Genomic DNA, 24,820 nt, shown 5'->3' with positions numbered 1-24,820 from the left:
GCGCAGTGAGACGGACGAGATCGATTTTCGAGGTGAAGAGTCCGTTGTCGAACAGAACAGCGCCATTCATGATCACCGTTTTTGCTCTCGCGCATCCATTGCGATCAACGCAATCGGCAACCGGATTCTCAAACCTGTTTGGCACCCAGTAGGTAGCGGTCGACGGCCAGATCGGCGGTCTTGCTAGCTTCGATCGAGTCGATTCCAAGGTCATCCGCACATCGGTGCCATAGCCCACGGCTCCAACATCCAGGGTTTAAGTTGAACGGCATTCGGCCATCCAGTCGGTTTCCTTTTGGACGATCGGTGCGAAGCTTTCGCCTACGCTTATCGAACGTCCTCAAAGTCGCGTGAAAAGGAGGGCTGTAGGAGGCGACCGGCGGAGGCGGCGATCCTGGCCATCGGAGTCCTCTACTCGTGTTCACTGCGATGCTGTTTCTCAATTGTGAATCACATCACCTGATGCAGAATAGCCCTTCGAACGGCTCTGAAGCACGGCGGCTTCGACGGCAGTGAGATCGCAGAATAGTCGTCAGCCTGAACGACTGGCATCGAGATAGGCGGGAGCCGCGTCTCCGAGATGCGGCTTCCGCAATTCGCCAACCGCTGCGTAAGCAGAGGGACGGGGCCCTCACTGGCCTGGATTCTTCGGATCCCATAGCTTGACGTTCGATGTCTTCTCGTACGCCATACCCTGCGGATATGTGATCGCTTCGAACTGCAGTCCCCAAGGAGCTTTGAAGTATAGGATCGACTGACCCGCGGCTGCCCCCTCGGTAATCGGGATAGGACCGGCGAACGTCCGAACGCCTTTGGTCTTGAGATACTCGGCCGCGGCCTTGATGTCGTCAACGTAAAGGGCGATGTGGTAGCCGCCTACGTCGCTGTTTTTCGGTTGCACGATTTTTTGATCGGGCGAGCTGTAGCTGAAGAGCTCGATATTGGAGCCCGATCCACAACGAATGAGAACGATCTGATTGATGACAGCGTGCTGATCGACGTCGAGCACATCCTTCATGAAGGTACCCTTGTCATCGGAGAACGGACCGAAGGCGGTTGCCTTCTGGCAGCCCAGGATGTCCACGAAGAAGTTGACGGCCTGGTTCATATCGGGAACGGTAATGCCGGTGTGGTCGTGACCGCGCAGTGTGGGTAGACCTTCGGCCTTCGCAGACGAGGAAACTACAAGGAGGGCAAAGCCTGCTGCGAATACACGCGCGACACGCGTAGAGCGAGTCCCTGACATTTGGGATGATCCTGTGATTTCGGAGAAAACCCGGCGCGCGATGCGGCTCGAGCTGATGATCGTTGCTTCTGGACCAAAAAATGAAAACTAGAATATCAGGGCACAGCAAAGCCTCCCTGATCTGATCAGATTTCGTGCTTTCGGATATTGCGCAGAATCTGATGCAGGGTGTTGATGAACGAACGGTACTCTTCTTCCTGGACACCATCGAACAGCTGCCGGAACTGTTCGTAGAGGATCGGCCAGATCTTTTCGAAAGCCTGTCGCCCCTTTTTGGTGATTGAAACGTCCCGGATCCGCCGATCGTCCGGTCGAGCGGTCCGACGAATGAGGCCTTGATCTTCGAGTTCGTCGAGGGTGCGGCTCATCGTAGATTGCTGCGTGACCGTATAAACGGCGAGTTCGTTGATCGTGATGGATGAATTGAGGCTGAGGATCGCCAACACCCGCATATCGGTTGTCGTGATTCCCAGCGCTTTCAGCGCCTCCGCCATGTTGGCATTGTAACGCGCGGCGATGCGGTTGATCAGATAAGGGGCGAAATGATTGATACCGATTTCGCCTAGGGTCGGCGGGGGGGCTTCCTGGTCGCTCCCGTCCTGCATGATGTTGCCGTAAAAGCGCTCGTTCATGAAAGTCTCTCATGGGACGGTCACTCCAGCGAGGAAGCGGCAAGGAAGCCGGAACCGCCGCTAAGGCCTGGCCCGGGATGGACCGATGCACCTATGTGGTAGAGACCGCGGATATGAGTTCGATGGTTGGTACTGGACTTAAATGGACGCCATATGAAGAATTGGTCAAGCCCGCAGTATCCCCCATAGGGGTCTCCCCCCTCCAAATTAACATTCAAGGCCTCCAGATCGGCGGGAGAGTAGGTGCGTCTGGCCAGTCTGATCTCAGCAAAATTCTGGATATGGGAAGCGAGCCTGGCCTCGATGCGATCGGCATAGGCTTCGCGCAACGCCTCTGTCCATTGCCCGTCCTGCGGCGTAGGCAGGATCCCGGCCGCATCTCCCTTGATCAGTCGGGGCGTCTCCGGCAATTGAAGCCAAAGAATGGCCGCGCCAGGAGGAGCCCGACTGGGGTCGAGCGCCGTTGGTTGTCCGACGCAGATTGTCGGTTCGGCTGGCAACAGACCCCGTTCGGCCTCGTTGTTGGCTCGGGATACTCCGTCCAACCCGGGGGTGAGGTGCAGCAGAGCAACCTTCGCGAGCTCCGGGTCGCCTTTCCACCGTGGCGCTCGGGAGAGGGCGTAATGGATTTGCATATTGCCCTTGCCGTGCCGAAACTTCCGCAGTCCCTCCGCGATTTCTTTCGGTGGAGGCCCCCACTCGGCAGTCAGATGCCGATACAACTGGTCGGGCGTAGTCGAGCAGATGACGCCCTTGCGAGCGTAAACGGCCTCGCCATTCGACAGGCGTACGCCAGCGGCGCGACCCTTGGGGCCAGCAAAGACCTTCGCAGCCTCGGTTGAGGTGCGGATTGTTCCTCCTTGGTCAGCAATGAGGCGCTCGAAGGCGCGAAGCAACGATCGGGCGCCGCCGACCGCGATTGGGCAACCCGCCATCTCAATGGCGAAGGCGATGACCCTCGCCATCGCGGCGGAATAGGCGCTTTCGGGTCCGAGGCCGGTATGCAACACCCAAGGAGCCCAAAGCGCATGGACCGCGTCCGAACAATAGGTGTTTTCCAGATGGTTTCGCGCGGGGGCCAGTGCCTCGCCGGCCCAGGCAGCTAGATCGCGCAGGCCGCGCTTCCAGGCCTCCCGGACGACCAACCTCGCGGTGCTCAAGGACCATAGACTGCCGCCGAGTAGACCGAACAAGAAGGGGGCGTCGCCGCCAAGAGTGTCCATTTCACGCGCAAAGGCTATGCCGTCCCCTGCTGCAAGTGATTCAAGCGTGGCGACATTGCGCTTGCGGTCCATCGCAAAGAGAACGCTGGACCCATCGGGACGAAGAACGCCCGTCGGCAAAGGAGAATCTGCGAAAGCAAACCCTCTCGCCTCGAGGTCCTTTCCGAGAGCCGCATAGGCTGAAGAAGTGCGAAAAAGCACCAAAGTGGTGGCCATGACGTCATGGATGAAGCCTGGCGCCGTGATCTCTTCAGTGCGTAAGCAACCCCCTATCGTCGAATTACGCTCGAGCAGAAGAACCCTCGCGCCCTTCTTGCCCAGGACGGCAGCGGCAACAAGTGAGTTGATGCCGCCCCCCACCAGTACGTAATCATAGGCACTCACGCGTCACTCCGGTTGTCCGATGACGTTGCTATTGCGACCGCGATCAGGGAACGAGTGCTAGTGCTCGGATAGGCGAACCCGTTCCGTTGACGAACTTCAACGGCGCGGCAATCAGGATTGCTCCCTTCGGCGGGAGCAGGTCGAGGTTGCAAAGGCTCGCGAGGCCGTATCGGTTTGATTGGTGCATCAGATGGTGAGCAGGAAACGGTGGCGTCATGCCGGCGGCAGAACCCGCATCGGTGCCAATGGTCTCTGATCCCCATCCAATAATGTTCTTGCTCAGCAAATACTGAATAGCTTCCGCAGTCGGACCGGGTGAATGCGGCCCGCTTGCATCGGCGTTCAGGAACGTATCGCTGGATCCATTGCGCTTGTACCAATCGGTGCGCAGCAGCACCCACGATCCGGCTTCAATGGCGCCGTGTTGCTTCTCCCAATCGCGGACACTGTCGGCGGTGAGCAAATAATCGTGGTTTTCCGACGCTTCCTTGGAGCGGTCGATGACACAAACGGGCGCAACGAAATTCTTCACGGGGATTCGGTCGGTCGTGCCGTCCGCGTGGTCCTTTCCGGAAATCCAATGAACCGGTGCATCGAAGTGCGTTCCCGTGTGCTCGCCAAGCTCGAACCAATTCCAGGCCCAGTAGGGGCCATTCTTGTCGTAGTGCGAGATTTCGTGGACCTTCAGGGCCGGGGTATTCTTGCCGATCTCGGGGGGCAAATAGAGGATCGGCGTGTTGGGGCCGAGAGGCGCGGAAAGGTCAACGACTTTTACGGCGCCTGAAATGAGCGCCGTGGCAAAATCTGCAAGAAGTTGGCTCATCCTGTTTCTCCCTGGAATGTATGCGCCCCGAGGCGTGGTGTAATGCGCCACGCTGGTTTGATTATCGGTGCAAGCTAGATCAAGAAATATGAAAATGCAAGTATCTGGCTAGTCGCCTTGAAGTCCGGAGCCGCATTCTAACAGCAGCATATTCTTTCAAAGGGGTAGAAATCGTAGCTCATGACCCGAAAAATTGAACATGGCGATCCGCGTATCGTCTGAACTAAGTTGCGGGTTGTGACCAAATGGATATATGCATCGGTATGTATCGAGAGAAGATGGAATGGACACCTTTGACGCGGTAGTGGTGGGGGCCGGACACAATGGGCTAGCCGCCGCGGTGCATCTCAGTAGGCGTGGTTGGTCAGTCGCCGTCGTGGAAGCCGGCGCAGCGGCCGGCGGCGCGGTAAAGACGGCCGAACTCACGCTGCCGGGGTTCAGGCACGACGTTTTCGCAATGAACTTGTCGATGTTCGCTGGGTCGCAATTCTTTGCGACTTATAAGGATGAGCTCGTTACTCACGGACTTCGATTTCTGCCTGTTTCCGACTGCTTTGCCAGTGTCTTTCGTGATCACACTTATCTCGGCGTGAGCGCGGATCTAGACAAAACCCTCTCCGCCATATTCGCGATATCGAAGAAGGATGCGTTAGCCTGGCGCGACATGGTGGAACGCTTTCGCGGCGACGCGCCGCATATATTCGCCTTACTTGGATCGCCGATGCCATCGGTGGCCGCCGCGCGCGCTGTCGTCTCGGCTTGGCGTAAGCAAGGAGGAGCTTGGCTCGCCGACACTGCGAGGCTACTGCTGGCCACTCCGCGAGACTTCCTGGATGCGCATTTTCATTCGCCCCAAGTCAAGGCGATGTTGGCCGCCTGGGGTATGCATCTGGACTTTGCGCCCGATACGGCCGGCGGAGCGCTCTTTCCCTATATTGAGGCGATGGCTGATCAGTCCTTTGGAATGGTTGTCGGCGATGGGGGCGCGGATACCATCATCAAAGCTATGTGCGGGCTGTTGCACGCCGAAGGTGTCGACATCCGTTTGAGGTCGCCCGTTGTGGAGATCGAAACAAAGATGGGATCAGCATGCGGGGTGCGGCTTGCAGACGGAACGCGTATAGTAGCGCGTCGCGCTGTAGTCGCGAACCTGCACCCGCAACTCGTCTTTGGCTCGCTCCTCCCGCCCGATCCGGGGCGCGCTGAGTTTGATGCTCGTGTTGCGCGCATTCGCCCTGGGCCTGGTACCATGATGATTCATCTGGCGCTCGACGGCCCCCCCAACTGGCGTGCTGGCGAGGCTCTCGGGCGGTTTGCGTACGTCCACATTGCCCCCGACCTAGCAATGATGTCCAAAGTTTATGCGGAGGCTGCGAGCGGTCTATTGCCGGCGGAACCGGTGCTTGTCGTCGGACAACCGACTGCCATCGATCCAAGTCGCGCTCCCGAAGGAAAGCACATCCTTTGGGTGCAGGTACGGGCTTTGCCGTCCGCGATTGTCGGCGACGCCGCCGGCACGATTGAGGCGCGGGACTGGGATCGCGCCAAGGAGCCTTATGCGGAGCGCGCGCTGGATCTGCTTGAGCAGTATGCGCCGGGCGTGCGCTCGAAGCTGATCGGCCGAGCCGTCTTTTCACCGCTGGATCTCGAACGGGAGAACCCTTGCCTTATCGGAGGCGATAATCTCTCGGGGAGCCATCACCTCGACCAGAATTTCATTTTCAGGCCGGTTGCGGGCTATTCACGATATCGCACGCCTGTTCGCCGGTTGTATATGTGCGGAGCATCGACATGGCCTGGCGCAGGCACCGGCGCTGGTTCGGGTTTCATGCTGGCGAAAATGCTGGCGGGATCAGCCAAAGGGACCTGACCCAGAACATTCCCTTGACAAGATAGTTTATGCTTCAATATTTTAAGCTTAAAATATTCTTGGAGCGAGGACATGCGCATAGTCTGTATCGGCGGCGGCCCCGCCGGTCTCTATCTGGGCCTCCTGATGAAGCGCCGACATCCAGGGCACTCCATCACGGTGGTCGAACGCAACAAGCCCTACGATACGTTTGGTTGGGGTGTCGTGTTCTCCGACGCCATGATGACTGCAATGCGCGTCGCCGATCCCGAAAGCGCCGCCGAAATCGAGGATGCGTTCAATCATTGGGATGACATCGAGCTCATCTTCAAGGGAACGCGCCAGCGCACGAGCGGCCATGGCTTCATCGGTATCGGACGCAAGCATCTGCTCAACATCCTGCAACGGCGTTGCGAGGCGCTAGGCGTCGAGCTGATCTTCGAGCGTGAGGTTGAGTCTGATCTCGATTTTCCGGATGCCGATTTGATTGTCGCCTCCGACGGTGTCAATTCCCGGATCCGCACGCGTTATGCCGAACAATTCCAGCCGGACATGGTGATCCGGCCGAACCGCTTCATCTGGCTCGGCACCAAGAAGTTGTTCGACGCGTTCACGTTCGATTTCCAGAGAACCGAGCACGGTTGGTTCCAGGCGCACATTTACAAGTTCGACAGCGAAACCTCGACCTTCATCGTCGAGACCACGGAAGAAGCCTACAAGGCCCACGGGCTGGACGAGCTCGATCAGCAGGCTTCGATCGACTTCTGCGAAAAGATCTTCGCCGAGACGCTCGATGGCGCGAAGCTCCTGACCAATGCCCGCCATCTGCGCGGTTCGGCTTGGCTGAATTTCAGCCGCCTGATCTGCGGCAAATGGAGCGTGTTCAACGGCAAGTCGCATGTCGTACTGATGGGAGATGCCGCGCACACCGCGCATTTCGCCATCGGCTCAGGCACCAAGCTCGCACTCGACGACGCCATCGAACTTGTCAATCAGTTCGATCGTCATGGTCACGATCTCGCCAACATTGCGACAGTGCTGGAGGCCTATGAGGAGCTGCGCCGTGTCGATGTCGCGCGCATCCAAAATGCCGCGCGGAATGCCATGGAGTGGTTCGAGGTGGTGGGGCGCCGCTATGCCGACACGCTCGAGCCGCCGCAGTTCTTTTATTCTATGCTGACGCGCTCCCAGCGCATCAGCCACGAGAATCTCCGCCTACGCGATCGCACCTGGCTGGAGGATTTTGAGCGCTGGTACGCGGCGCGTGCGGGCATCAATGTCCGGGATGGCGAGCGGGTGCCGCCCCCGATGCTGACGCCACACCGCGTGCGCGGCCTGACGCTTGCGAATCGGATCGTGGTCTCACCGATGGCAATGTATTCGGCGCAGGACGGGCTCATCAACGACTTCCACATCGCCCATCTCGGTGCGCGCGCCATGGGTGGTGCCGGGCTGATCTTCGCCGAAATGACTTGCGTCTCGTCGGATGCGCGCATCACACCAGGCTGTCTAGGGCTCTGGAACGACGCGCAGGCTGAGCAGTGGCGCCGCCTCGTCGATCTGATCCACAGCCTTGGGCATGCCAAAGTGGGCATTCAGCTTGGTCATGCCGGGCGCAAGGGCGCGACGCGAGTCCCCTGGGAGGGAATAGATCAGCCTCTTAAGTCTGGCGACTGGCCGTTGATCTCTGCATCGGCGTTGCCTTACCTCCCTCACAGCCAGTTGCCGAGGTCGATGGATGGCAGCGACTTGGATCGCGTGCGTGACGATCACGTTGCCGCGACGCGTCGGGCAGCTGAGGCTGGCGTCGAATGGCTCGAACTCCATTGCGCTCATGGCTACCTCTTGTCGAGCTTCCTGTCGCCATTGACCAACCGGCGATCCGATAGGTACGGCGGTGGTCACGAGAATCGAGCGCGCTATCCGTTGGAGGTATTCAAGGCGATGCGGGCGGTATGGCCGTCGGAGCGACCGATGTCGGTTCGGCTCTCCTGCCATGACTGGACCGAGGGCGGCAACACGCCCGCCGATGCAGCAATCTTTGCAGCAATGTTCAAGGATGCGGGCGCCGACATGATCGATTGCTCGTCGGGACAGGTCTGGAAGGAGGAGCGGCCGATCTATGGGAGATTGTTCCAGACGCCGTTCGCCGATCTGATCCGCAATGAGATTGGCATCGAGACCATCGCGGTGGGTGCGATCTCGGAGGCAGATCACGCCAACTCGATCCTGGCAGCCGGCCGAGCCGATCTCTGTGCGATCGCGCGGCCGCATCTTGCCGATCCCGCGTGGACCTTACATGAAGCCGCGCGTATCGGGATCACGGCCGTCAACTGGCCGAAACAGTACCTGTCGGCAAAAGTACAGTACGAAACCAATCTGGCGCGTTCCGCAGCGGCAGTGTCAGCAAAATGAGCGCCACCCAACCTCTCGCCGGCCGCCACGCGCTCGTGACCGGCGCCGGCAGTGGCATTGGGGCAGCTATTGCCACTTCGTTGGCGGGTGCCGGTGCGCGTGTCAGTCTAGCCGGCCGTAGACGTCAGCCTCTCGATGACGTCAGTCGCACGCTGCCGAGGGGAGCAAGTCTCGTAGTTGATGATTTCGACGTGACCGATCAGGCGGCGATCGCTCGTGGCATTCAGGCCGCGCGCGAATTGTTTGGGCCGATCTCGATCTTGATCAACAACGCGGGGGAAGCACCCAGTGCGCCGTTCGAGAAGACCGAGGCGGCAGTATGGGCTCGAGTGCTCTCGGTTGACCTCACCGGGATCTTTCTGGTCACTCAAGCAGTGCTGCCGGACCTCAAGCAGCTTGGTGCCGGCGCGCGCATCGTGAACGTGGCATCAACCGCCGGCCTGGTAGGGTACGCCTATGTAACGGCCTATTGCGCGGCCAAGCATGGTGTCGTGGGTCTTACCCGCGCCCTGGCGCTCGAGGTTGCGCGCAGCGGAGTAACGGTGAACGTGGTTTGCCCGGGCTTTACGGAAACGCCTCTCATCGAGCGCGCCATTGACACGATCGTCGCCAAGACTGGAAAATCCCGCGATGCGGCGATCGCTGAGCTCGTCAAATCGAACCCGCAAGGAAGGTTGGTAAAACCCGACGAGGTTGCCGACGCCGTGCTCTGGCTCGTCTCGCCGGGGGCGTCGTCAATCAATGGCCAGGCGATAGTGGTTGCAGGTGGAGAGGTGATGGCGGGATGAGTGAGCAATCTGCAATGCAGGAAGGACGCCGACCGTTCGCGTCCTACGCCGCGAAACACCTAAGATTCGAAGCCAGCACCGATGGGCGTGTTGCGATCATTCGCCTGAATCGTCCCGAACGCAAGAATCCGCTGACGTTCGAGAGCTATGCTGAATTGCGCGATCTATTTCGTGATCTCGTCTACGCGTCGGACATTCGGTCGGTGGTGTTGACGGGCTCCGGCGGAAACTTCTGCTCGGGTGGTGACGTCTTCGAGATCATCGAGCCCCTGACGCGAATGCGGATGCATGATCTTCTTGCATTCACGCGTATGACGGGCGACCTGGTTCGTGCGATGCGCAAATGTCCGCAGCAGATCATCGCTGCTGTGGATGGAATATGCGCCGGTGCAGGAGCAATCCTGGCGATGGCGTCGGATTTGCGATTGGCCACTCCTGAAGCCAAGACGGCCTTTCTCTTTACGCGCGTCGGGCTCGCCGGGGCGGATATGGGGGCATGTGGCATCCTGCCGCGCATCATCGGTCAGGGACGTGCGGCGGAGCTTCTCGCCACGGGTCGCGCTATGACAGCCCAGGAAGGCCATAGGTGGGGCTTCTACAACGCCCTGCATTCGAGCGGCGATTTGGACGTTGAGGCGGTCGCATTGGCCCGTACTTTTGCCGACGGACCGTGGTTTGCGCACGGAATCACCAAGACGATGATGAACCAGGAATGGGCGATGGGCATCGACGAGATGATCGAGTCCGAAGCGCAGGCACAAGCAATCTGCATGGCCACGGGAGACTTCCGTCGAGCTTTTGAGGCCTTCGCTTCCAAACGCAAGCCAACCTTTGAAGGTGTCTGATGGGATCCCCCGCAAAAACGATTGTTCGCGATTGGATAGAGTGGCCGTTCTTCGATCAGCGTCACCGAGCTCTCGGAGATGAGCTCGACCGTTTCGTAAACTCAGGCGCTATCGCAGCGATCGATCACACCGATGTCGATGGCGCATGCAGAAAAATCGTCCGGGCGTTGGGCGAAGCCGGCCTACTGGATTGCGCGGTTGCTACACCAAATGGTGACGCTGGTTCGATTGACTCTCGATCGATCTGCCTTGCTCGCGAGTCTCTTGCCTACGCCGATGGCCTCGCTGACTTCGCATTTGCCATGCAGGGCCTCGGTTCTGGCGCAATCGCAATTGCGGGCTCGCCCGAGCTTCGGTCACGAGTGCTGCCCAAGGTACGGGCGGGTGAGTGGCTTGCGGCATTCGCCCTTTCGGAGAAGGAAGCGGGCTCGGACGTCGCGGCTATGGCCTGCTCCGCTCGCGCCGAGGACAATGCCTACATCCTCGACGGCGAGAAGACCTGGATCTCCAATGGAGGGATCGCCGACGTCTACACATTGTTCGCGCGAACCGGCGAAGCGCCGGGTGCTCGCGGCATTTCGGCGTTTGTCCTGTTTCCCGATGACCCGGGTTTCAGCATCGCCGAGCGGATAGATGTGATCGCTCCGCACCCGCTAGCCACACTGCGTTGCACTAATTGTCGGATACCCGCCGAGCGCATGTTAGGAACGCCGGGCGGAGGCTTCAAGATTGCGATGCAGACGCTCGACATCTTCCGTGCGTCTGTTGCGGCAGCATCTCTTGGATTTGCGCGCAGGGCACTCGACGAGGCGCTTCTGCACGCGCGAAATCGTCGGATGTTCGGTGCGACGCTGTCGGACTTTCAATTGACTCAGGCCGCGTTGGGCGACATGGCGACCGAGACCGACGCCGCGGCTATGTTGACGTACCGGGCCGCGTGGCGCCGCGATGTCCAGAAGCTGCCGACCACTCGGGAAGCGGCGATGGCCAAGCTGGCAGCTACCGAAACGGCCCAACGCGTGATTGATCGCGCAGTCCAGATGTTCGGCGGTCGCGGTGTAAGAAAGGGGGAAGTCGTGGAGAGCCTCTATCGGGAGATTCGCGCGCTGAGAATTTACGAAGGTGCCACCGAGGTACAGAAATTGATCATTGCACGCGAACTTCTCAAGTCGCGATGAGGACCAGACATGTCGTTACAAGAGCTTGATTGGAATGATCCGTTTGCACTTGAAAGTCAACTGACGGAAGAGGAGCGGATGGTCGAAAAGACAGCCCGAGACTATGCACAAGCCAGGCTCGCGCCACGAGTTAGAGATGCTTTCCGTCACGAGAAGACTGACGTGGCAATCTTCAGGGAAATGGGTGAACTCGGATTTCTTGGATGTACCGTCTCGCCTGAGTTCGGTGGTGCCGGCCTAGGCTACGTTGCCTATGGCCTCATTGCGCGTGAGGTCGAACGCGTCGATTCGGGATATCGCTCGATGATGAGCGTACAGTCGTCCCTCGTTATGACGCCGATTGAATCGTTCGGCTCTGTCGCTCAGAAGCAGAAGTATCTTCCGAAGTTGGCGACGGGCGAGTGGATCGGCTGCTTTGGCCTGACAGAGCCGGATCATGGCTCGGACCCAGGATCGATGGCCACGCGGGCCAAGAAGGTAGCCGGTGGATACTCCCTCAGCGGTAGCAAGACGTGGATTACAAATGCCCCCATCGCCGATCTCTTTCTGGTCTGGGCAAAATCCGAGGATGGTCTAATCCGTGGATATTTGATCGAGAAGGGCGCAAAGGGTCTGAGTGCACCGGCTATTCATGGGAAGGTCGGACTGCGAGCTTCCATCACCGGCGAGATCGTTCTCGACGGCGTGTTCGTTCCGGAAGAGAACGTTTTGCCGAACGTAACGGGATTAAAGGGTCCATTTACTTGCCTCAATTCGGCAAGGTTCGGCATCGCGTGGGGTGCCCTGGGCGCAGCCGAGGCGTGCTACTCCGTCGCCCGGTCCTATGTACTGGAGCGCAAACAATTCGGGCGGCCGCTCGGTGCCAACCAGTTGATCCAAAAGAAGCTCGCGGACATGGTGACTGAAGTCGGTCTCGGTTTGCAGGGGTGCTTGCGGCTCGGTCGAATGAAGGAAGAAGGGCATCCGCCCGTTGAGTTGACCTCGATCCTCAAACGCAATTCATGCGGTAAAGCCTTGGAGATCGCTCGTGTCGCGCGCGACATGCTTGGTGGAAATGGCATCTCAGACGAGTTCGCAGTCGCTCGGCATCTCGTAAATCTCGAGGTGGTCAACACCTATGAGGGAACACATGACGTCCATGCTCTCATCATCGGTCGGGGACTTACTGGGATCGCTGCATTTGCGAACTAGGCGGATGCTTAATAGGAGAATTGGGAACACAGATGTACAAGACTCTACAACCTGAAGGCTGGGCTAAGCCGATCGGCTATGCCAACGGCGTAAGCGCGAGAGGTCGCACCGTCTTCGTTGGAGGACAGATTGGCTGGAACAAGGATTGCAAATTCGAAAGCGACGATCTGGTTGACCAGATCGGTCAAGCTCTTGAGAACATCGTTTCGGTCCTGGCGTGCGATGGCGGAGGACCCGAGCACATCACGACCATCACCTGGTATCTTACTGATCGTCGGGACTATCTGGCACGGCTTAGACAAATCGGAGAAACGTATCGTCAAGTGATGGGACGGCACTTTCCTGCCATGACAGCCGTCGAAGTGTCTGCACTGATAGAAGACCGCGCTAAAGTCGAAGTGCAAGCGACCGCCGTTATTCCTGATTGAGAAGCGTGCCCTACGTCGGGCGATGCGGGCTTCGTGATCTACTGTGCGTCGATGAGGCTACACGGATTTTGCAGCCCGCTGGCCGATACCCAAAAGGTTATACCAATTGCGTGGCCGCGGAAGGGCGAATCGTCGTCACTGGCGGCGTGATCGGCTGGGACGCTGAGGAACGTCTTGCCGATGGCTTCGTGCCGCGCGTCCGTCAGACCTCGAGCAACATCGCGGTCATTCTTGCCGAAGGCGGCGCGCGGCCCGAGCATCTCGTGCGTCTCATCTGGTACGTCGTTGATATGGACGAGTATCTGGCGAATCTGACGGGCTTGGGCCAGGCGGACCGAGAGATATTTTTTTCGGCGATAGCGCTGGTTCAGGTCGTTCGCCTGGTCGAGAAGGCGGCGCGAGTTGAAATCGAGGCGACGACCGTGCTACCGCGCGCTGATGCGCGAACAAGGCTGCAAAGAAAGCAGACTAGCGTTGGCAGAGGCCATGAAGGAGAGTAAGCCGTGAACGAAGTGGTCAAGCTTGAGCGTCATGACGAAGTCGGGATCGTCACGGTCAACAGCCCTCCGGTCAATGCGCTGAGTGCCGCAGTCCGCGGTGGTATCCTGGAATGCATCAAGGCCGCGATCGCCGATCCCGCCATCAAGGGCATCGTGCTGACCTGTGCCGGCCGCACCTTCATTGCGGGTGCCGACATCACCGAATTCGGCAAGCCGCCGAAGCCGCCCGCCCTCAACGACGTGCTGTCCGAGATCGAGAACTCGCCGAAGCCGGTGGTTGCCGCGATTCACGGCACCGCGCTCGGCGGCGGCCTCGAGGTTGCGCTCGCCTGTCATTATCGCGTCGCCGTCAAGGAAGCCAAGCTCGGCTTGCCGGAGGTGAAGCTCGGCCTGCTGCCGGGCGCCGGCGGCACCCAGCGTCTGCCGCGCGCGGTCGGCCCTGAGCTCTCCGTCAAGATGATTGTCGGCGGCGATCCCATTGGCGCTGCGGAAGCGCTGAAGAACGGCCTGATCGAGGAGATCGTCGAGGGACCGGCATCGGGCGGCGAGGCCTTCGTGCGCAAGCTGCTGGCCGAGAAGCGTCCGCTGCGGCGGCTGCGCGACGACGATTCCAAGATAGCGGCCGCCAAGGCCGACCGCTCCATCTTCACCAATGCGGTCGCCGCCATGACCAAGAAGTCGCGCGGCCTGGAGGCGCCATTCGCCGCCGCTGATGCCGTGGGCTACGCCATTGACCTACCTTTCGAGGAAGGCCTCAAGAAGGAGCGCGAGGGCTTCCTGAAGCTCGTCGCCAGCGACCAGTCCAAGGCGCAGCGTTACGCCTTCTTCGCCGAGCGTGAAGCCAGCAAGATCGCCGGCGTCCCCGAAGGCACCAAGTCGCGTCCCGTCAATCGCGTCGCCATCCTCGGCGCCGGCACCATGGGCGGCGGCATCGCGATGTCCTTTGCCAATGCCGGCGTTCCCGTCACGCTGATCGAGACCGGCGAGGAGCAGCTCAAGCGCGGCATGGGCATCATGCAGAAGAACTGGGAAGCGACGGCCGCGCGTGGCGGCATTCCCGCGGATGCGCCCGCCAAGCGCATGGCGCTGATCAACGGCGTCATCGGCATCGAGAATGTCGGCGATGCCGACCTCGTCATCGAGGCCGTGTTCGAGACCATGGCGGTGAAGAAGGAAGTGTTCGGCAAGCTCGACCAGTACGCCAAGCCGGGCGCTGTGCTTGCCTCCAACACCTCCTACCTCAACATCGACGAGATCGCGAAGTCGACCAAGCGTCCGCAGGACGTGCTCGGCATGCACTTCTTCTCGCCGGCCAATGTCATGAAGCTGTGCGAGATCGTGCGCGCCGACAAGACCGCGCCGGACGCCCTCGTGACGGCCGTCTCGATCGCGCGCAAGATTGCAAAGGTGCCGGCCGTGGTCGGCGTCTGCGACGGCTTCGTCGGCAATCGCATGCTCGCCCAGCGCGGCAAGCAGTCCGAGAAGCTGCTGTTCGAGGGCGCGCTGCCGCAGCAGGTCGATGCCGTCGTGACAAAATTCGGCATGCCGATGGGACCGTTCGCGATGGGTGATCTCGCCGGGCTCGACATCGGCTGGCGCTCGCGGAAAGATCGCGGCATCAAGTCGGAGATCGCGGATGCGCTGTGCGAAGCCGGCCGCTTCGGCCAGAAGACCGGCAAGGGCTACTACAAGTACGAAGCCGGCTCCCGCGCGGCGCTGCCCGATCCGGAGGTCGAGAAGCTGATCGACGAGACGCTGCTGCGCCTGGGGCGCAAGAAGCGCGTCGTCAGCGACGAGGAGATCCTCGAGCGCATGATGTACCCGATGATCAACGAGGGCGCGAAGATCCTCGAAGAGGGTATCGCGGCGGGTCCTAGCGACATCGACGTGGTCTGGCTTTATGGCTATGGCTGGCCGATCTACCGGGGCGGTCCGATGTTCTGGGCCGACAGCGTCGGCCTCAAGCACATCGCCGATCGTCTGTCCCACTACGCCAAGGAGGCCAACGACCCCAGCCTCGAGCCCGCCCCGCTGCTGAAGAAGCTCGCGGCCGAAGGCAAGACCTTCGCGTCACTTGCGGCAGCATCGAAAGCAGCGTGATGAGAGCGGGTATCTCACCACCATCGTCAGCGTTTAGCACGCTGACGATATCAGTTCCCCGGCGAAGCTATCAACGACCTGAGAGGACGGTTACGTACGCCCGGGCAGGTTTTGATGAGCTGAGCGAAAATGCCCGCTGGCTGCTCACGTCGGGGACACCTGGGCTTGCGATTGACGGCAAGCTACCGTCCGACATCGCAGGCCAGGCTGACATGGTGGCCGCAAATTATCGACATGCTGGCGTTAGCCGGATGACAATGCACGTAAAGGTGACGCACTATCTGCTGCGCGCCGAGGATATTCCTGCCTATGTCGAGGTTCGGACAGGATTTCTTTGAGGACGCCCGGCCAGACCCCATGCTGTTGGTGAGCGAATCTGCAGTCGTTTCAAGGAGCTTCCTGCAATTCATCCGATCGAGGACGCGCGCTCTCTGCTGCATCGATGCATGGCGGGCCGATCATTTATCCGCCCTGATCCTGATGAATGCCGGCCCCTGAAATTTCTGGCGTGGTACGATATTCATAAAGAGGGCACGCAGCCATCAGTACGTCGAGGTCACTCAGTTATGAGCTCTCCCATTGGGAACTTCTTCGCCGTCTTTGGGCCGTTGCACCTGATTGCAAGTCTGTGTGGGTGCTATGCGAACCAGATCAACTGAGACAATGGCGATGAAATCTCGCTGCACCCAGCTCACCGGATTGCGCATGGAGCCTCGATACGTCACGCAAAGGCTGAACGGAAGAGCCCGGTTAGATAACTCGCTTTTGAGATACGAGAGCGAGATCGAATACGCGATGTGTAGGAAGGGCCAATATTAATCGCTCTCGGCTAAGCGTTTCCAGCTGGCGTTCGCTGCGTCAACGTGCTCGACCTTGCGGCGAGCCAGCCGAGTGTCGCAATTGGCGTTCATTCGCGAGCGCGGTCATAAGAACATCTTCGGGTATCGAATTGCCCCAATCATTCATGCTGTAGAGGATCCCTTCAAGCGAGAATCCCAGGGGCGTTAGTTCGTAAACCACCCTTGGAGGCGTTTCGGCAAAGGCCGTGCGTGTCACAAGCCCATTCTGCTCGAACCGGCGCAGTCGATGAGTAAGCGTGTGTGCGCTGATACCTACCAACGCTTTGCGTAGGTCCATGAAGCGCTGAGGACCGTGCAAAAGCTCTCTAATAATAAGGGTGGCCCAAGGGCCGCCGAGGAGGAGAAGGAAGCGTTCGACTCCACATGACGGTAACTGTGCCTTTCGAGCCATACGAAAGTCCCCATTAGTGCATTTGACGTAACTGATGCCGTAAATGCATTAACATAGACACAGTTGCTGCACTATTGAGATTTTCGTGTTTCATATATTGACCGTTGCTCCGGAAGTGGATCGCTCGGGATTGCTATTCGAACGTATGGGCTCGGCTAAGTCGCATCGAAGCCGCTACAACATGGGCATGAGAGCAGGGGGAGCGATGATATCGAAACCAGGTTTAGGATGGCCCTTTGATCAATCTCCGTTTCACCAAGGCGAGCGGGCGTTGCACGAGCTGTACGGGCGAAGGCAGCAAATTGACTTCGCCGCGCGCCGAGTGATCCAAGACCACTTAACCGAACAGCATCGCGTCTTCTTTGGTCAGCTTCCGTTTGTTCTGATCGGAAGCGTTGACCATGAAGGGCAACCCTGGGCATCGATGCTGGTTGGGCGGCCCGGTTTCATGCACTCGACTAATCCTGTAATTCTTCGCTTCGAAGCGGATCCGCTCCCCGGCGATCCGTTACCTCGCCACTTGGTCGATGGCGCACCGATCGGTGTGCTCGGTATCGAGCTTCCGACGCGCCGCCGCAATCGTATCAGCGGTCGTTTTTTGGAACTGGATGAGAGGGGCTTTGCAATTCGAGTGGTTCAGAGCTTTGGGAACTGCCCGCAGTACATTCAAGGACGCGAGTTGGAGTTTCTACAGGAACGACCGAGCGCGAGCATTGAGCATTCTGATCGGCTTACTCAGCATGACATAACTATGCTTGCTGGTGCCGATGCGTTCTACATTGCGAGTGCCAGTCCGGGCGGACCGGAAGATATTTCGGCGGGAGCTGACGTGTCGCACCGTGGCGGGCGGCCCGGGTTTATTCGTATTGATGATGATAGAACGATTACGACCCCAGACTTTGTCGGAAATTATGTCTTCAACACACTAGGCAACTTGTCAGTAGAGCCGCGTGCTGGTTTGCTGTTCGCGGACTTCAAGTCTGGGGACGTAACCATGATAGCTTGCCGATCCGAGGTGATTTGGGAGGGAGAAGAATTAAGGAGCTTTGCGGGCGCGCAAAGGCTTGTCCGCTTTCACATTAAACAGATTATCAGGTTGTGCGGCGCGTTACCGTTTCGAGCGGTCGGATCGACAGAAGTGTCAACCGAGATCGAGGGAACGGGTACCTGGTCGGAGGCGGTACAGGCCCAGAAAGCAAGCCGTGAACTAACGCGGTGGCGACCATTTCGAATTGTCAAGAAGGATAAAGAAAGTAGAAACATTGTTTCCTTTGTGCTTGAGCCGGCGGACGATGGAGGCGTTGCTGCGCACCTGGCCGGACAGTTTTTGCCTATCAAAGTGCCAGCTGGGGATGACGGCTCGCATCTAGTTAGGTCTTACTCGTTGTCTGAGGTGGCCAATGGCCGGACCTACAGAATTAGCGTGAAACGCGACGGGATTGCCTCTTGTTGGCTTCATGACCGTCCCACAGGCGCAGTTCTTGACGTGCTCCCGCCGCGAGGCGAGTTTATCTTCAACACTGCCACTCGAAAGCCAGTAATGCTGATCTCCGCTGGAGTCGGCGTTACTCCAATGGTGGCGATCGTGAATAGTCTTCTAGTCAATGACATGCGGACGCGTCATGCTGAGCCGATCATCTGGCTGCAGGCGGCTCGGAATGGTGGCAATCTCGCTTTTGCTGCACACATAATTCACAAGGTCCGTCATCATGCGAACTTGTCAGCGCACTTCGTTCTCAGTGCGCCAAACCGGGAAGACCAGGCTGGAAGGCTTGCTGACCACGTCGGCCGGATCGACCGCGACGTTCTGGCCCGTTTGTTGCCCACATCCGACATAGACGCGTATTTGTGTGGCCCTGGCGGCTTCATGCAGTCGATCTATGACGCACTCCTCGGCCTGGGGGTGCCGGACCGACAGATTCATTTCGAGTCGTTCGGCCCGGCAAGGGTATTGCGTAAGCAAGAGAAAATACGCCCCGCTGGTTCGAGCCAATTGATCAGATTTGGGCGTACTGGAAAGGCCATCGCCTGGAGTTCGTCTTTTGGCTCTCTACTCGGCGCGGCTGGTGTGGCGGGTGTTACTGCTCCTTATGGCTGCAAATCGGGTGTATGTGGATCTTGTGCCGCGCGCTTGGTCAGGGGATCTGTGACTTATACACTGCCACCTGTCGCCGAACTGGACGATTCAGAGATATTGCTTTGCTGCACGGTGCCGGAGGGCAAAGATGAGGTCGTCATCGACGTGTGAAATTGCGCTTGCTGGAGCAAACCAAGGGAACGTTGGGTGATACGAAGCGATCATCGAAGTCGAAGAACAACATAATGGGAAGCGGTTCCTGGCCGAGGGAGATGGAATCAACAACGCGCAGGAGCAGGCGAGCCCAGTTGGAGTCGCCAAAGTCGATGACATTTCATCGGCCTCGCGGGAAACCTTGGCGCGGACTTCATCGACCAACGTCTTTCGAAATGGCACGCCATCCTTGTACCGGTGCGTGTCGCATGTAGTGCTGGCCGTCGGAGCTCAAGAATCGCTTCCTGCACGATCCCAGCAGATGCGCGGTCGTCCCCGAGCCGAGTACTCGAACCTCGCGTCAAACGCCAAGTTTACGACGCCGCCGTCCTCCCAGGCATATCGCGCCTTCTGCCGATAGGCGACACTCGTTTCATCCAGAAACGCTGATCTCAAGGTCAAAGCGATAACGATCGACAACGGTGCCGGCGAGATCAACTTTAGTGCAAGTGCTTGTCCAGCGGCCGGCAACGCGCGCCCGCACGAATGTATAGTCGTCGATTAAGGACATCTGCACTTTTGTTCGGCTTGGGAGCGCCATCGCAATCGGGCGTGCGCGGCGTTGTATCCAGACAAAGCCGTAGGACCGATTATAGTGTCCGCAATATCGTGGAACGGCTTACCGTCAACGATGGAGCCGAGGGGGCAATTGGCACAGGCGATACCTCGCGTGTCGAAGAGGGTGCCGTAGTTCATCCCGACTCGGACCCACCACGCCTGAGATGCAGTTGTAGCTTCCCGGTTGCCCATCCTCGGACGAGCCAAAGTCGCTGGCGACGATTGAATAGAGTTTACCTTCATATGCATGAGGCGCCACGTTTAGTGATCAAAGCTGAAATTGGATCGTCGAGTTCGACAGGTTGGCAACTTGGAACTGTCCGCGACCACGCAGGCGGTCTCGATTGCTGGGTCCGTGTCACCAACCCGAGCGGCTCAACCAGTGCATCTGGTGGAGCAGTGTAAGGTGCCGCCCCAATCGGTTGCCAAGTAGCAGCACGTTTACGACAAGATTTTCCCATTAGTGCATTTGACTTAACCGGTGAATCTCTTGCACCAACAAATTCTCAGTGCATGCCTGATACTAAGGAGAGTTCATGGCTTATGTCGTCCACGGCGCCACAGGCGCACAGGGTGGTCCCCTTGAGGCCGTTTGTTAGCTGCAGGGAAGGTGGGTGCTCGGCACGCACGGTAAAGGCGAGCGGAGCGTTCTGGACCACGGCTCCGTGAACTCCCGGCCAACGTTATCGACGAGCGCACCAGCGCACAAAAGCTGCTGGCTGACGCCGCGCACCGTGAGACAGTAGCTCGCCGAAATCTAAAACGTCACACGGGCGAAATGCCTGATCACAAAAACATTCGCTCCGCGGCGCTCGCGCCGGAGCTCCCGCTCCATCAATTTAGCTAGGCCTTAGGAGGTCATCATGAGCATCAATCCTTTCGGCGCTGATCTGTTCGCTGGATTCTATAACGTTAATGATCCCGAGGCCGCGACGCGCCTGGTAGCTGAACGGGTCGCTGACGACTTCGTCGACCATGCGCCGGCCTTCGGGGCGACGCCAAATAAGGCGGGATTCGCCAAGACGGTCGGCTTCATCAACAGCGCATTCCGCCAAGTGTATCACATTGATCGTCTCATCGAGCAGGGCGAGACGGCGGTGGCGATCTGGCATGCGGACGTCACACATGTTGGACAATTTCTGCACGTCGCCCCAACGGGACGAAGTTTCCGCCTGAATGGCATCACCGCTTATGCGATACGCAACGGCAAGATCACTGCACATTGGGAACAGTTCGATGTGCTCGCAATTCTCGTGACATTAGGAGTCGTCCCTCCGCTGCGGGGGTAATCATCTCCGTTATCCAGTTGAGGCCTGCTTTCGCTTTTATCCGCGAAAAGCAGGCTCACTGCTATGCCCTAATCGAATTGAGCTAGGTTAGCCCCTTCAGCTCGAAGTGCTGCTTGCTCGCACTCGAAGCGGGCCTGCCGGCGGGCGTCTTCAACGTCGTCGCCTGGCCGGGCCGCGTCGTCGCCGACGCACTGGTCAATCACCTTGATTTCGACAAGGTCACCTTTACCGGGCGTGGGTCGTGGAATGATGAAAGGCGCGGCCGGCAAATTCAAGCGCGTCTCGCTCGAGGTCGGCGGCAAATCGGCCAAACGTTATCTTCGACGATGCCAATCTCGAAGCAGCTTCGAAAGCCGCGGCCTCCCGGATCTTCTCCAACGCCGGCCAGATATGCTCGGCCGGCTCCCGCGTGTTGGCGCAGGAGAGGGCCTATGACGAAGTCGTCGAACGTCTTGCTGCGCGCGCCAAGTCCCTGAAGATGGGCGATCCGCTCGACAGCAAGACTGCGCTTGGCCCCGTCATCTCCGAGAAGCAGATGAAGTCGATCCTCGACTATGTCGACATCGGCCGTCAGGAGGGGGCGACCCTCGTACCGGCGGGAAGCGGGGCGCCGAGCGCGGCTACTTCATTGGCCCTGCGGCGTTTGCGAATGTCGAACACGAGATGCGGATCTCGCAGGGGGAAATCTTCGGCCGGGTTGTCAGCGTCATCAAGTTCAGGGATGAGGCCGGCGCTTTGCGGATCGCCAACGGCACGGCCTACAGCGTCGCCGCTGGCGTCTGGAGCGGCGACATCGGCAAGCTCCAGCATTTTGCGGGCCCGCGTCGGCTCGGTCCGGATGAATACCATGGTTACGCCGCCGTGCGCCTGCCCTGGGGCGGCGAACGCGACTCCGGCCTTGGCCGCGAGCACAGCACCGCTGCGCTCGACAATTTTACCGAGTGCATACGTTCCGTTCGTCTGGGGCGCATTGTTCGGGGTCGGCGAAGCGCGCTTCGACGACGCCTATTTCAGCACCAGCTTCTACACGGCGCGGCCCAAGGAATTCCGCTTCGCCGGAGATACGCCGCAGGCGGTGCGCGTCAGCGATCCCTTCGCGCAGTTCGCGCCGGGCGAAGCCAAGCCGAACAGGAGCTACTCGTCGCTGACGACGTTCGTTCGCTGAGGGAAGACGCCGGTGCAGGACGAAGCCCCCCACCAGACCAGTTGAGATCTATTCCGCGGGACTTTCCATGGTTACTTCCTGCCTGACGTCGTCGCGGGCGAGGATCATCAAGAGGCCGACGATGATGAACTCGACCACGGCAAAGGCAATGAAGGCCCCGGTGAACAGGCCGGCGGAGGCGTCGATGATGGCGCCCATCATCCAGGGGGCCACGAACGCCGAGAAGATGCCGAATACTTCGGCATAGCCGATCGCCGCTGGCGCGAGCGCATCGGAATACTTTTCGCTCAACAGGGCAAAGATCGCGCCGCCGCCAAGCAGCGCAACGCCGCTGAGCGCTGCAAACAACACCAGCATTCCGAATGGCATCGGCGTGACTACGCTCCACAGGAACATCAGTGCCGTGAGGAAGGCAAGGAACGAGGTGAGCTTGATCATGAAGAGCTTGCCCAATCGGTCAGACATGTAACCACCGATCACCAGGAACAGCACCTGAGACAGTCCCATCACGGTGCCGATCACAGCGCCGGATTCCGGCACCATGTGCTGCACGGTGATGAAGGCCGGCACGACCCAGGTGGCCGTGCCGGCGATCGCGAAGGTGCAGGCCACGATGCCGAAGCCGCCCACCGCGATCCATTTCGAACGGAAGATTTCGCCGAGTGGCAGATGCTGTTGTTGTGCCTCGTTGCCCCAGGTGAAGCCGTCGAGGCCGAGCTCGCGCGGATTGTTGCGGACGACGAGCGCGTCGATCGCTGCAACGATCAGCGTGCCCACTGCCAGCACGGCGAAGAAGAACCGCCAGCCGGCTGCGATCGTCAGAGGAATGCCGAGTGCAAAATCCATGGTGATGGCGAGGCTGTAGGCGGCAAGAATGATGCCTACCACCGAGCCCCGCCGACTTTGAGGAAACCAGCCGAAGATCAGCTTCATATTGCCGATGAAGATGCCAGCGTCGAAGAAGCCGATTGCGAGCCGCAGCAATACGAGCTGCATGTAGCTCTGTACGAACACCTGGAGCACCATGCCGAGGCCGGTGCCCGCAAGTCCGATCAGCAGCATATTGCGCGCCGTCATTGCGCGGCTGACCGGCGACCACACCACCATTCCGACGCCGTAGGTCAGCGCAAAGATGCCCTGTGCCAGCCCTGCCTCAGCGGGATTGAGTTTCAGGCTTTCCGAGACGAAGGGCAGTACTGCGGCGAAGGCGTACCAGTCCGCGGCAAGAAAGATCTCGCAGAGGATGGCGAGTGCCAGCATTCCCTTCTGCCATCGTCCAATCCGCTGGCGGTCGCTCTCGGAAATCGTCGTCCAGTTGGTCATCAGCATGGTCATCATCCGTCTTTGCGGGGTGCGTATCGTCGGGGCAAAAGCGCGGCGTCAGGTCGGCGGCGGCAGGAATTCGACCTCGTGCTCGGCGGCGCGTCGCACGACCTCCTGCGGATCGGGGAGGTTATGGATGCGCTCGAACAGCTCCTTCAGCGAGCGCGTTGGAGCCACCCAGAACAGGCTTGTCGCTGTCTAGCCCGACTTGTTGAAGATGCCGTGGGGAATGCCCTTGGGCATGCGCACGAGATCGCCGGCTTTGGCAACGAAATCTCTGCCATCGAGCCAGAGATCGTATCGGCCGGTCAGCACATAGACGAACTCGTCCTGGGTCCGATGCACGTGCGGCGGCACGAAGGTTCCGTCCGGAAACACGGCGTGCCAGGCCATTGAGGCCTCGGAATGTTGCTTGAGCGTGTAGGTCTGGCCCAGAATGTTCCAGACGATGTTGCCGAAACCTTCCTTGGAAGGGGTTACGCCCGGGGGCATCTCGATCATGCTTATGTCCTCTATTGCTGGATTCAATCGGCAAGGAAGTCGATGACGTGTTGCGCGGCAGCGGGCGTCTCTTCGAAGACGAGATGGCCCGTCGCGGGCACCAGCGTCATGCGGGCGTCGGGTAGGCCGGCCCTCCAGGCGTGCGCCTGTGCCGTCGGACGCAACCGGTCAGCCGCGCCCCACAACACCAGCGTCGGCATCGAAATCCGATGCAGCCAGTTCGCAAGCTTCGGATTACCCTGCGGCTCGCTGCGGATCAGCTTGGCAAAGCCCGTGACCTCCCGACCCAGGCGCTCGTCGAAGCTGGGATCGGGCACCTTTGGGAAGTAACGCAGCGCCGCTGCGGGATCGTGCGCGAGATAGGCCGGCAATTCCTGCGGCGCGATCTCGAACAATCCCGGGGCGGGCGCGCTCGGCACCACGAGGCCGGCTGGCGCGACCAGCACCAGCTTGCGCACGCGCTGCGCCTGGCGGATCGCGTACTCTGCGGCGAGCCATCCGCCAAGCGAGAAGCCGGCGAGGTCGAACTGCGCAAGCGCGAGCTTGTCGAAGAGATCCATGTAGTGGAGGACGTGATCCTCGATCGTGTCGATCGCAGCGGCATCACCGGAGTCGCCAAAGCCGACGTGATAGGGAATGATCACGGTGTGCCGCTTCGCCCAGTCGCGCGCCATCTCGAAGCCGGTGAAGGTGCCGGTGCCGTGTAGGAACACCAGCTCCGGACCGCTTCCGATCGTGTGGACGACCGTCCGCACTCCGTTGATGTCGTACTCCGCGCGCGTGAAGCCGGTGAGATCGGGCGAGGGTTTGACGGTATCAAGCATGGCGCTATCTCCGGTTG

At 59.6% G+C, this 24,820-nt stretch carries 18 protein-coding genes and 3 pseudogenes; 13 read left to right on the top strand and 8 right to left on the bottom strand.

The features are described from left to right. Positions 1-631: 631 nt before the first annotated feature. The 4 genes from AABA84_RS00760 to AABA84_RS00745 form a co-directional block, all read right to left on the bottom strand. Positions 632-1,246, bottom strand: a complete 615-nt coding sequence (locus AABA84_RS00760) for a VOC family protein (RefSeq protein WP_338310949.1) — start codon at positions 1,244-1,246, stop codon at positions 632-634. Between the two features lie 125 nt (positions 1,247-1,371). Next, complete coding sequence (locus AABA84_RS00755) at positions 1,372-1,878, bottom strand: MarR family winged helix-turn-helix transcriptional regulator (protein ID WP_338310947.1); 507 nt, start codon at positions 1,876-1,878, stop codon at positions 1,372-1,374. Positions 1,879-1,898: 20 nt separating this feature from the next. Further along, positions 1,899-3,485 carry a phytoene desaturase family protein gene (locus AABA84_RS00750; protein ID WP_338310946.1) on the bottom strand — a complete coding sequence of 529 codons (1,587 nt, stop codon included), beginning with the start codon at positions 3,483-3,485 and terminating at the stop codon, positions 1,899-1,901. A gap of 43 nt (positions 3,486-3,528) precedes the next feature. Then, complete coding sequence (locus AABA84_RS00745; RefSeq protein ID WP_338310945.1) at positions 3,529-4,308, bottom strand: cyclase family protein; 780 nt, start codon at positions 4,306-4,308, stop codon at positions 3,529-3,531. A gap of 283 nt (positions 4,309-4,591) precedes the next feature. Here AABA84_RS00745 and AABA84_RS00740 point away from each other — a divergent pair, with 283 nt between their 5' ends. From AABA84_RS00740 to AABA84_RS00700, 9 genes and pseudogenes are all read left to right on the top strand, one after another. Beyond that, positions 4,592-6,178: a phytoene desaturase family protein gene (locus AABA84_RS00740; protein ID WP_338310944.1), complete on the top strand. Its 1,587-nt coding sequence runs from the start codon at positions 4,592-4,594 to the stop codon at positions 6,176-6,178. 72 nt (positions 6,179-6,250) lie between these two features. Beyond that, on the top strand, positions 6,251-8,572 hold the full coding sequence (locus tag AABA84_RS00735) for a bifunctional salicylyl-CoA 5-hydroxylase/oxidoreductase (RefSeq protein ID WP_338310943.1): 2,322 nt from the start codon (positions 6,251-6,253) through the stop codon (positions 8,570-8,572). Continuing rightward, positions 8,569-9,360 carry an SDR family NAD(P)-dependent oxidoreductase gene (locus tag AABA84_RS00730; RefSeq protein ID WP_338310941.1) on the top strand — a complete coding sequence of 264 codons (792 nt, stop codon included), beginning with the start codon at positions 8,569-8,571 and terminating at the stop codon, positions 9,358-9,360. Before AABA84_RS00735 ends, AABA84_RS00730 begins: the two co-directional genes overlap by 4 nt. After that, entirely contained in the window at positions 9,357-10,205 is an 849-nt protein-coding gene (locus AABA84_RS00725) for an enoyl-CoA hydratase family protein (protein ID WP_338310940.1), read from the top strand. The genes AABA84_RS00730 and AABA84_RS00725 overlap by 4 nt, the downstream gene beginning before the upstream one ends. Further along, positions 10,205-11,383 (top strand): acyl-CoA dehydrogenase family protein, encoded by a 1,179-nt coding sequence (locus AABA84_RS00720; RefSeq protein WP_338310939.1) that lies wholly within the window; start codon positions 10,205-10,207, stop codon positions 11,381-11,383. The genes AABA84_RS00725 and AABA84_RS00720 overlap by 1 nt, the downstream gene beginning before the upstream one ends. A 9-nt stretch (positions 11,384-11,392) precedes the next feature. Further along, a complete protein-coding gene (locus tag AABA84_RS00715) occupies positions 11,393-12,574 on the top strand; it encodes an acyl-CoA dehydrogenase (RefSeq protein ID WP_338310938.1) in 1,182 nt (393 codons plus the stop codon). A 32-nt stretch (positions 12,575-12,606) separates the two neighbouring features. Continuing rightward, positions 12,607-13,002: a RidA family protein gene (locus AABA84_RS00710; RefSeq protein WP_338310937.1), complete on the top strand. Its 396-nt coding sequence runs from the start codon at positions 12,607-12,609 to the stop codon at positions 13,000-13,002. 5 nt (positions 13,003-13,007) lie between these two features. Beyond that, positions 13,008-13,436 (top strand): annotated as a pseudogene (locus AABA84_RS00705) (RidA family protein); the annotation flags it as partial. Positions 13,437-13,505: 69 nt separating this feature from the next. Then, positions 13,506-15,602: a 3-hydroxyacyl-CoA dehydrogenase NAD-binding domain-containing protein gene (locus AABA84_RS00700; RefSeq protein ID WP_338310936.1), complete on the top strand. Its 2,097-nt coding sequence runs from the start codon at positions 13,506-13,508 to the stop codon at positions 15,600-15,602. An 858-nt stretch (positions 15,603-16,460) separates the two neighbouring features. Here the strand turns inward: AABA84_RS00700 and AABA84_RS35015 are convergent. Continuing rightward, a complete protein-coding gene (locus AABA84_RS35015) occupies positions 16,461-16,853 on the bottom strand; it encodes a winged helix-turn-helix transcriptional regulator (protein WP_445083390.1) in 393 nt (130 codons plus the stop codon). Positions 16,854-16,938: 85 nt separating this feature from the next. Between AABA84_RS35015 and AABA84_RS00695 the strand changes: the two genes are divergently transcribed. From AABA84_RS00695 to AABA84_RS00680, 4 genes and pseudogenes are all read left to right on the top strand, one after another. Next, a complete protein-coding gene (locus AABA84_RS00695; RefSeq protein ID WP_338310935.1) occupies positions 16,939-19,101 on the top strand; it encodes a 2Fe-2S iron-sulfur cluster-binding protein in 2,163 nt (720 codons plus the stop codon). A gap of 1,463 nt (positions 19,102-20,564) precedes the next feature. Beyond that, entirely contained in the window at positions 20,565-20,990 is a 426-nt protein-coding gene (locus tag AABA84_RS00690; RefSeq protein ID WP_338310934.1) for an ester cyclase, read from the top strand. A gap of 116 nt (positions 20,991-21,106) precedes the next feature. Continuing rightward, a pseudogene (locus AABA84_RS00685) lies at positions 21,107-21,932 on the top strand (aldehyde dehydrogenase family protein); the annotation flags it as partial. Further along, the gene (locus tag AABA84_RS00680) at positions 21,889-22,155 is read left to right on the top strand and encodes a hypothetical protein (protein WP_338311477.1); all 267 of its coding nucleotides are present in this window, start codon (positions 21,889-21,891) and stop codon (positions 22,153-22,155) included. The pseudogene AABA84_RS00685 and the gene AABA84_RS00680, both read left to right, overlap by 44 nt. 48 nt (positions 22,156-22,203) lie before the next feature. Here AABA84_RS00680 and AABA84_RS00675 read toward each other — a convergent pair whose 3' ends face one another. From AABA84_RS00675 to AABA84_RS00665, 3 genes and pseudogenes are all read right to left on the bottom strand, one after another. After that, positions 22,204-23,484, bottom strand: a complete 1,281-nt coding sequence (locus AABA84_RS00675) for an MFS transporter (RefSeq protein WP_338310933.1) — start codon at positions 23,482-23,484, stop codon at positions 22,204-22,206. Positions 23,485-23,535: 51 nt separating this feature from the next. Continuing rightward, a pseudogene (locus AABA84_RS00670) lies at positions 23,536-23,979 on the bottom strand (cupin domain-containing protein). 23 nt (positions 23,980-24,002) lie between these two features. Beyond that, complete coding sequence (locus AABA84_RS00665) at positions 24,003-24,803, bottom strand: alpha/beta fold hydrolase (RefSeq protein WP_338310932.1); 801 nt, start codon at positions 24,801-24,803, stop codon at positions 24,003-24,005. Between the last annotated feature and the right edge of the window lie 17 nt (positions 24,804-24,820).

The organism is Bradyrhizobium sp. TM239, assembly GCF_036247985.1.
GTDB classification, from domain to species: Bacteria; Pseudomonadota; Alphaproteobacteria; order Rhizobiales; family Xanthobacteraceae; genus Bradyrhizobium; species Bradyrhizobium ottawaense.
This window is presented reverse-complemented; position numbering and strand designations above follow the sequence as displayed.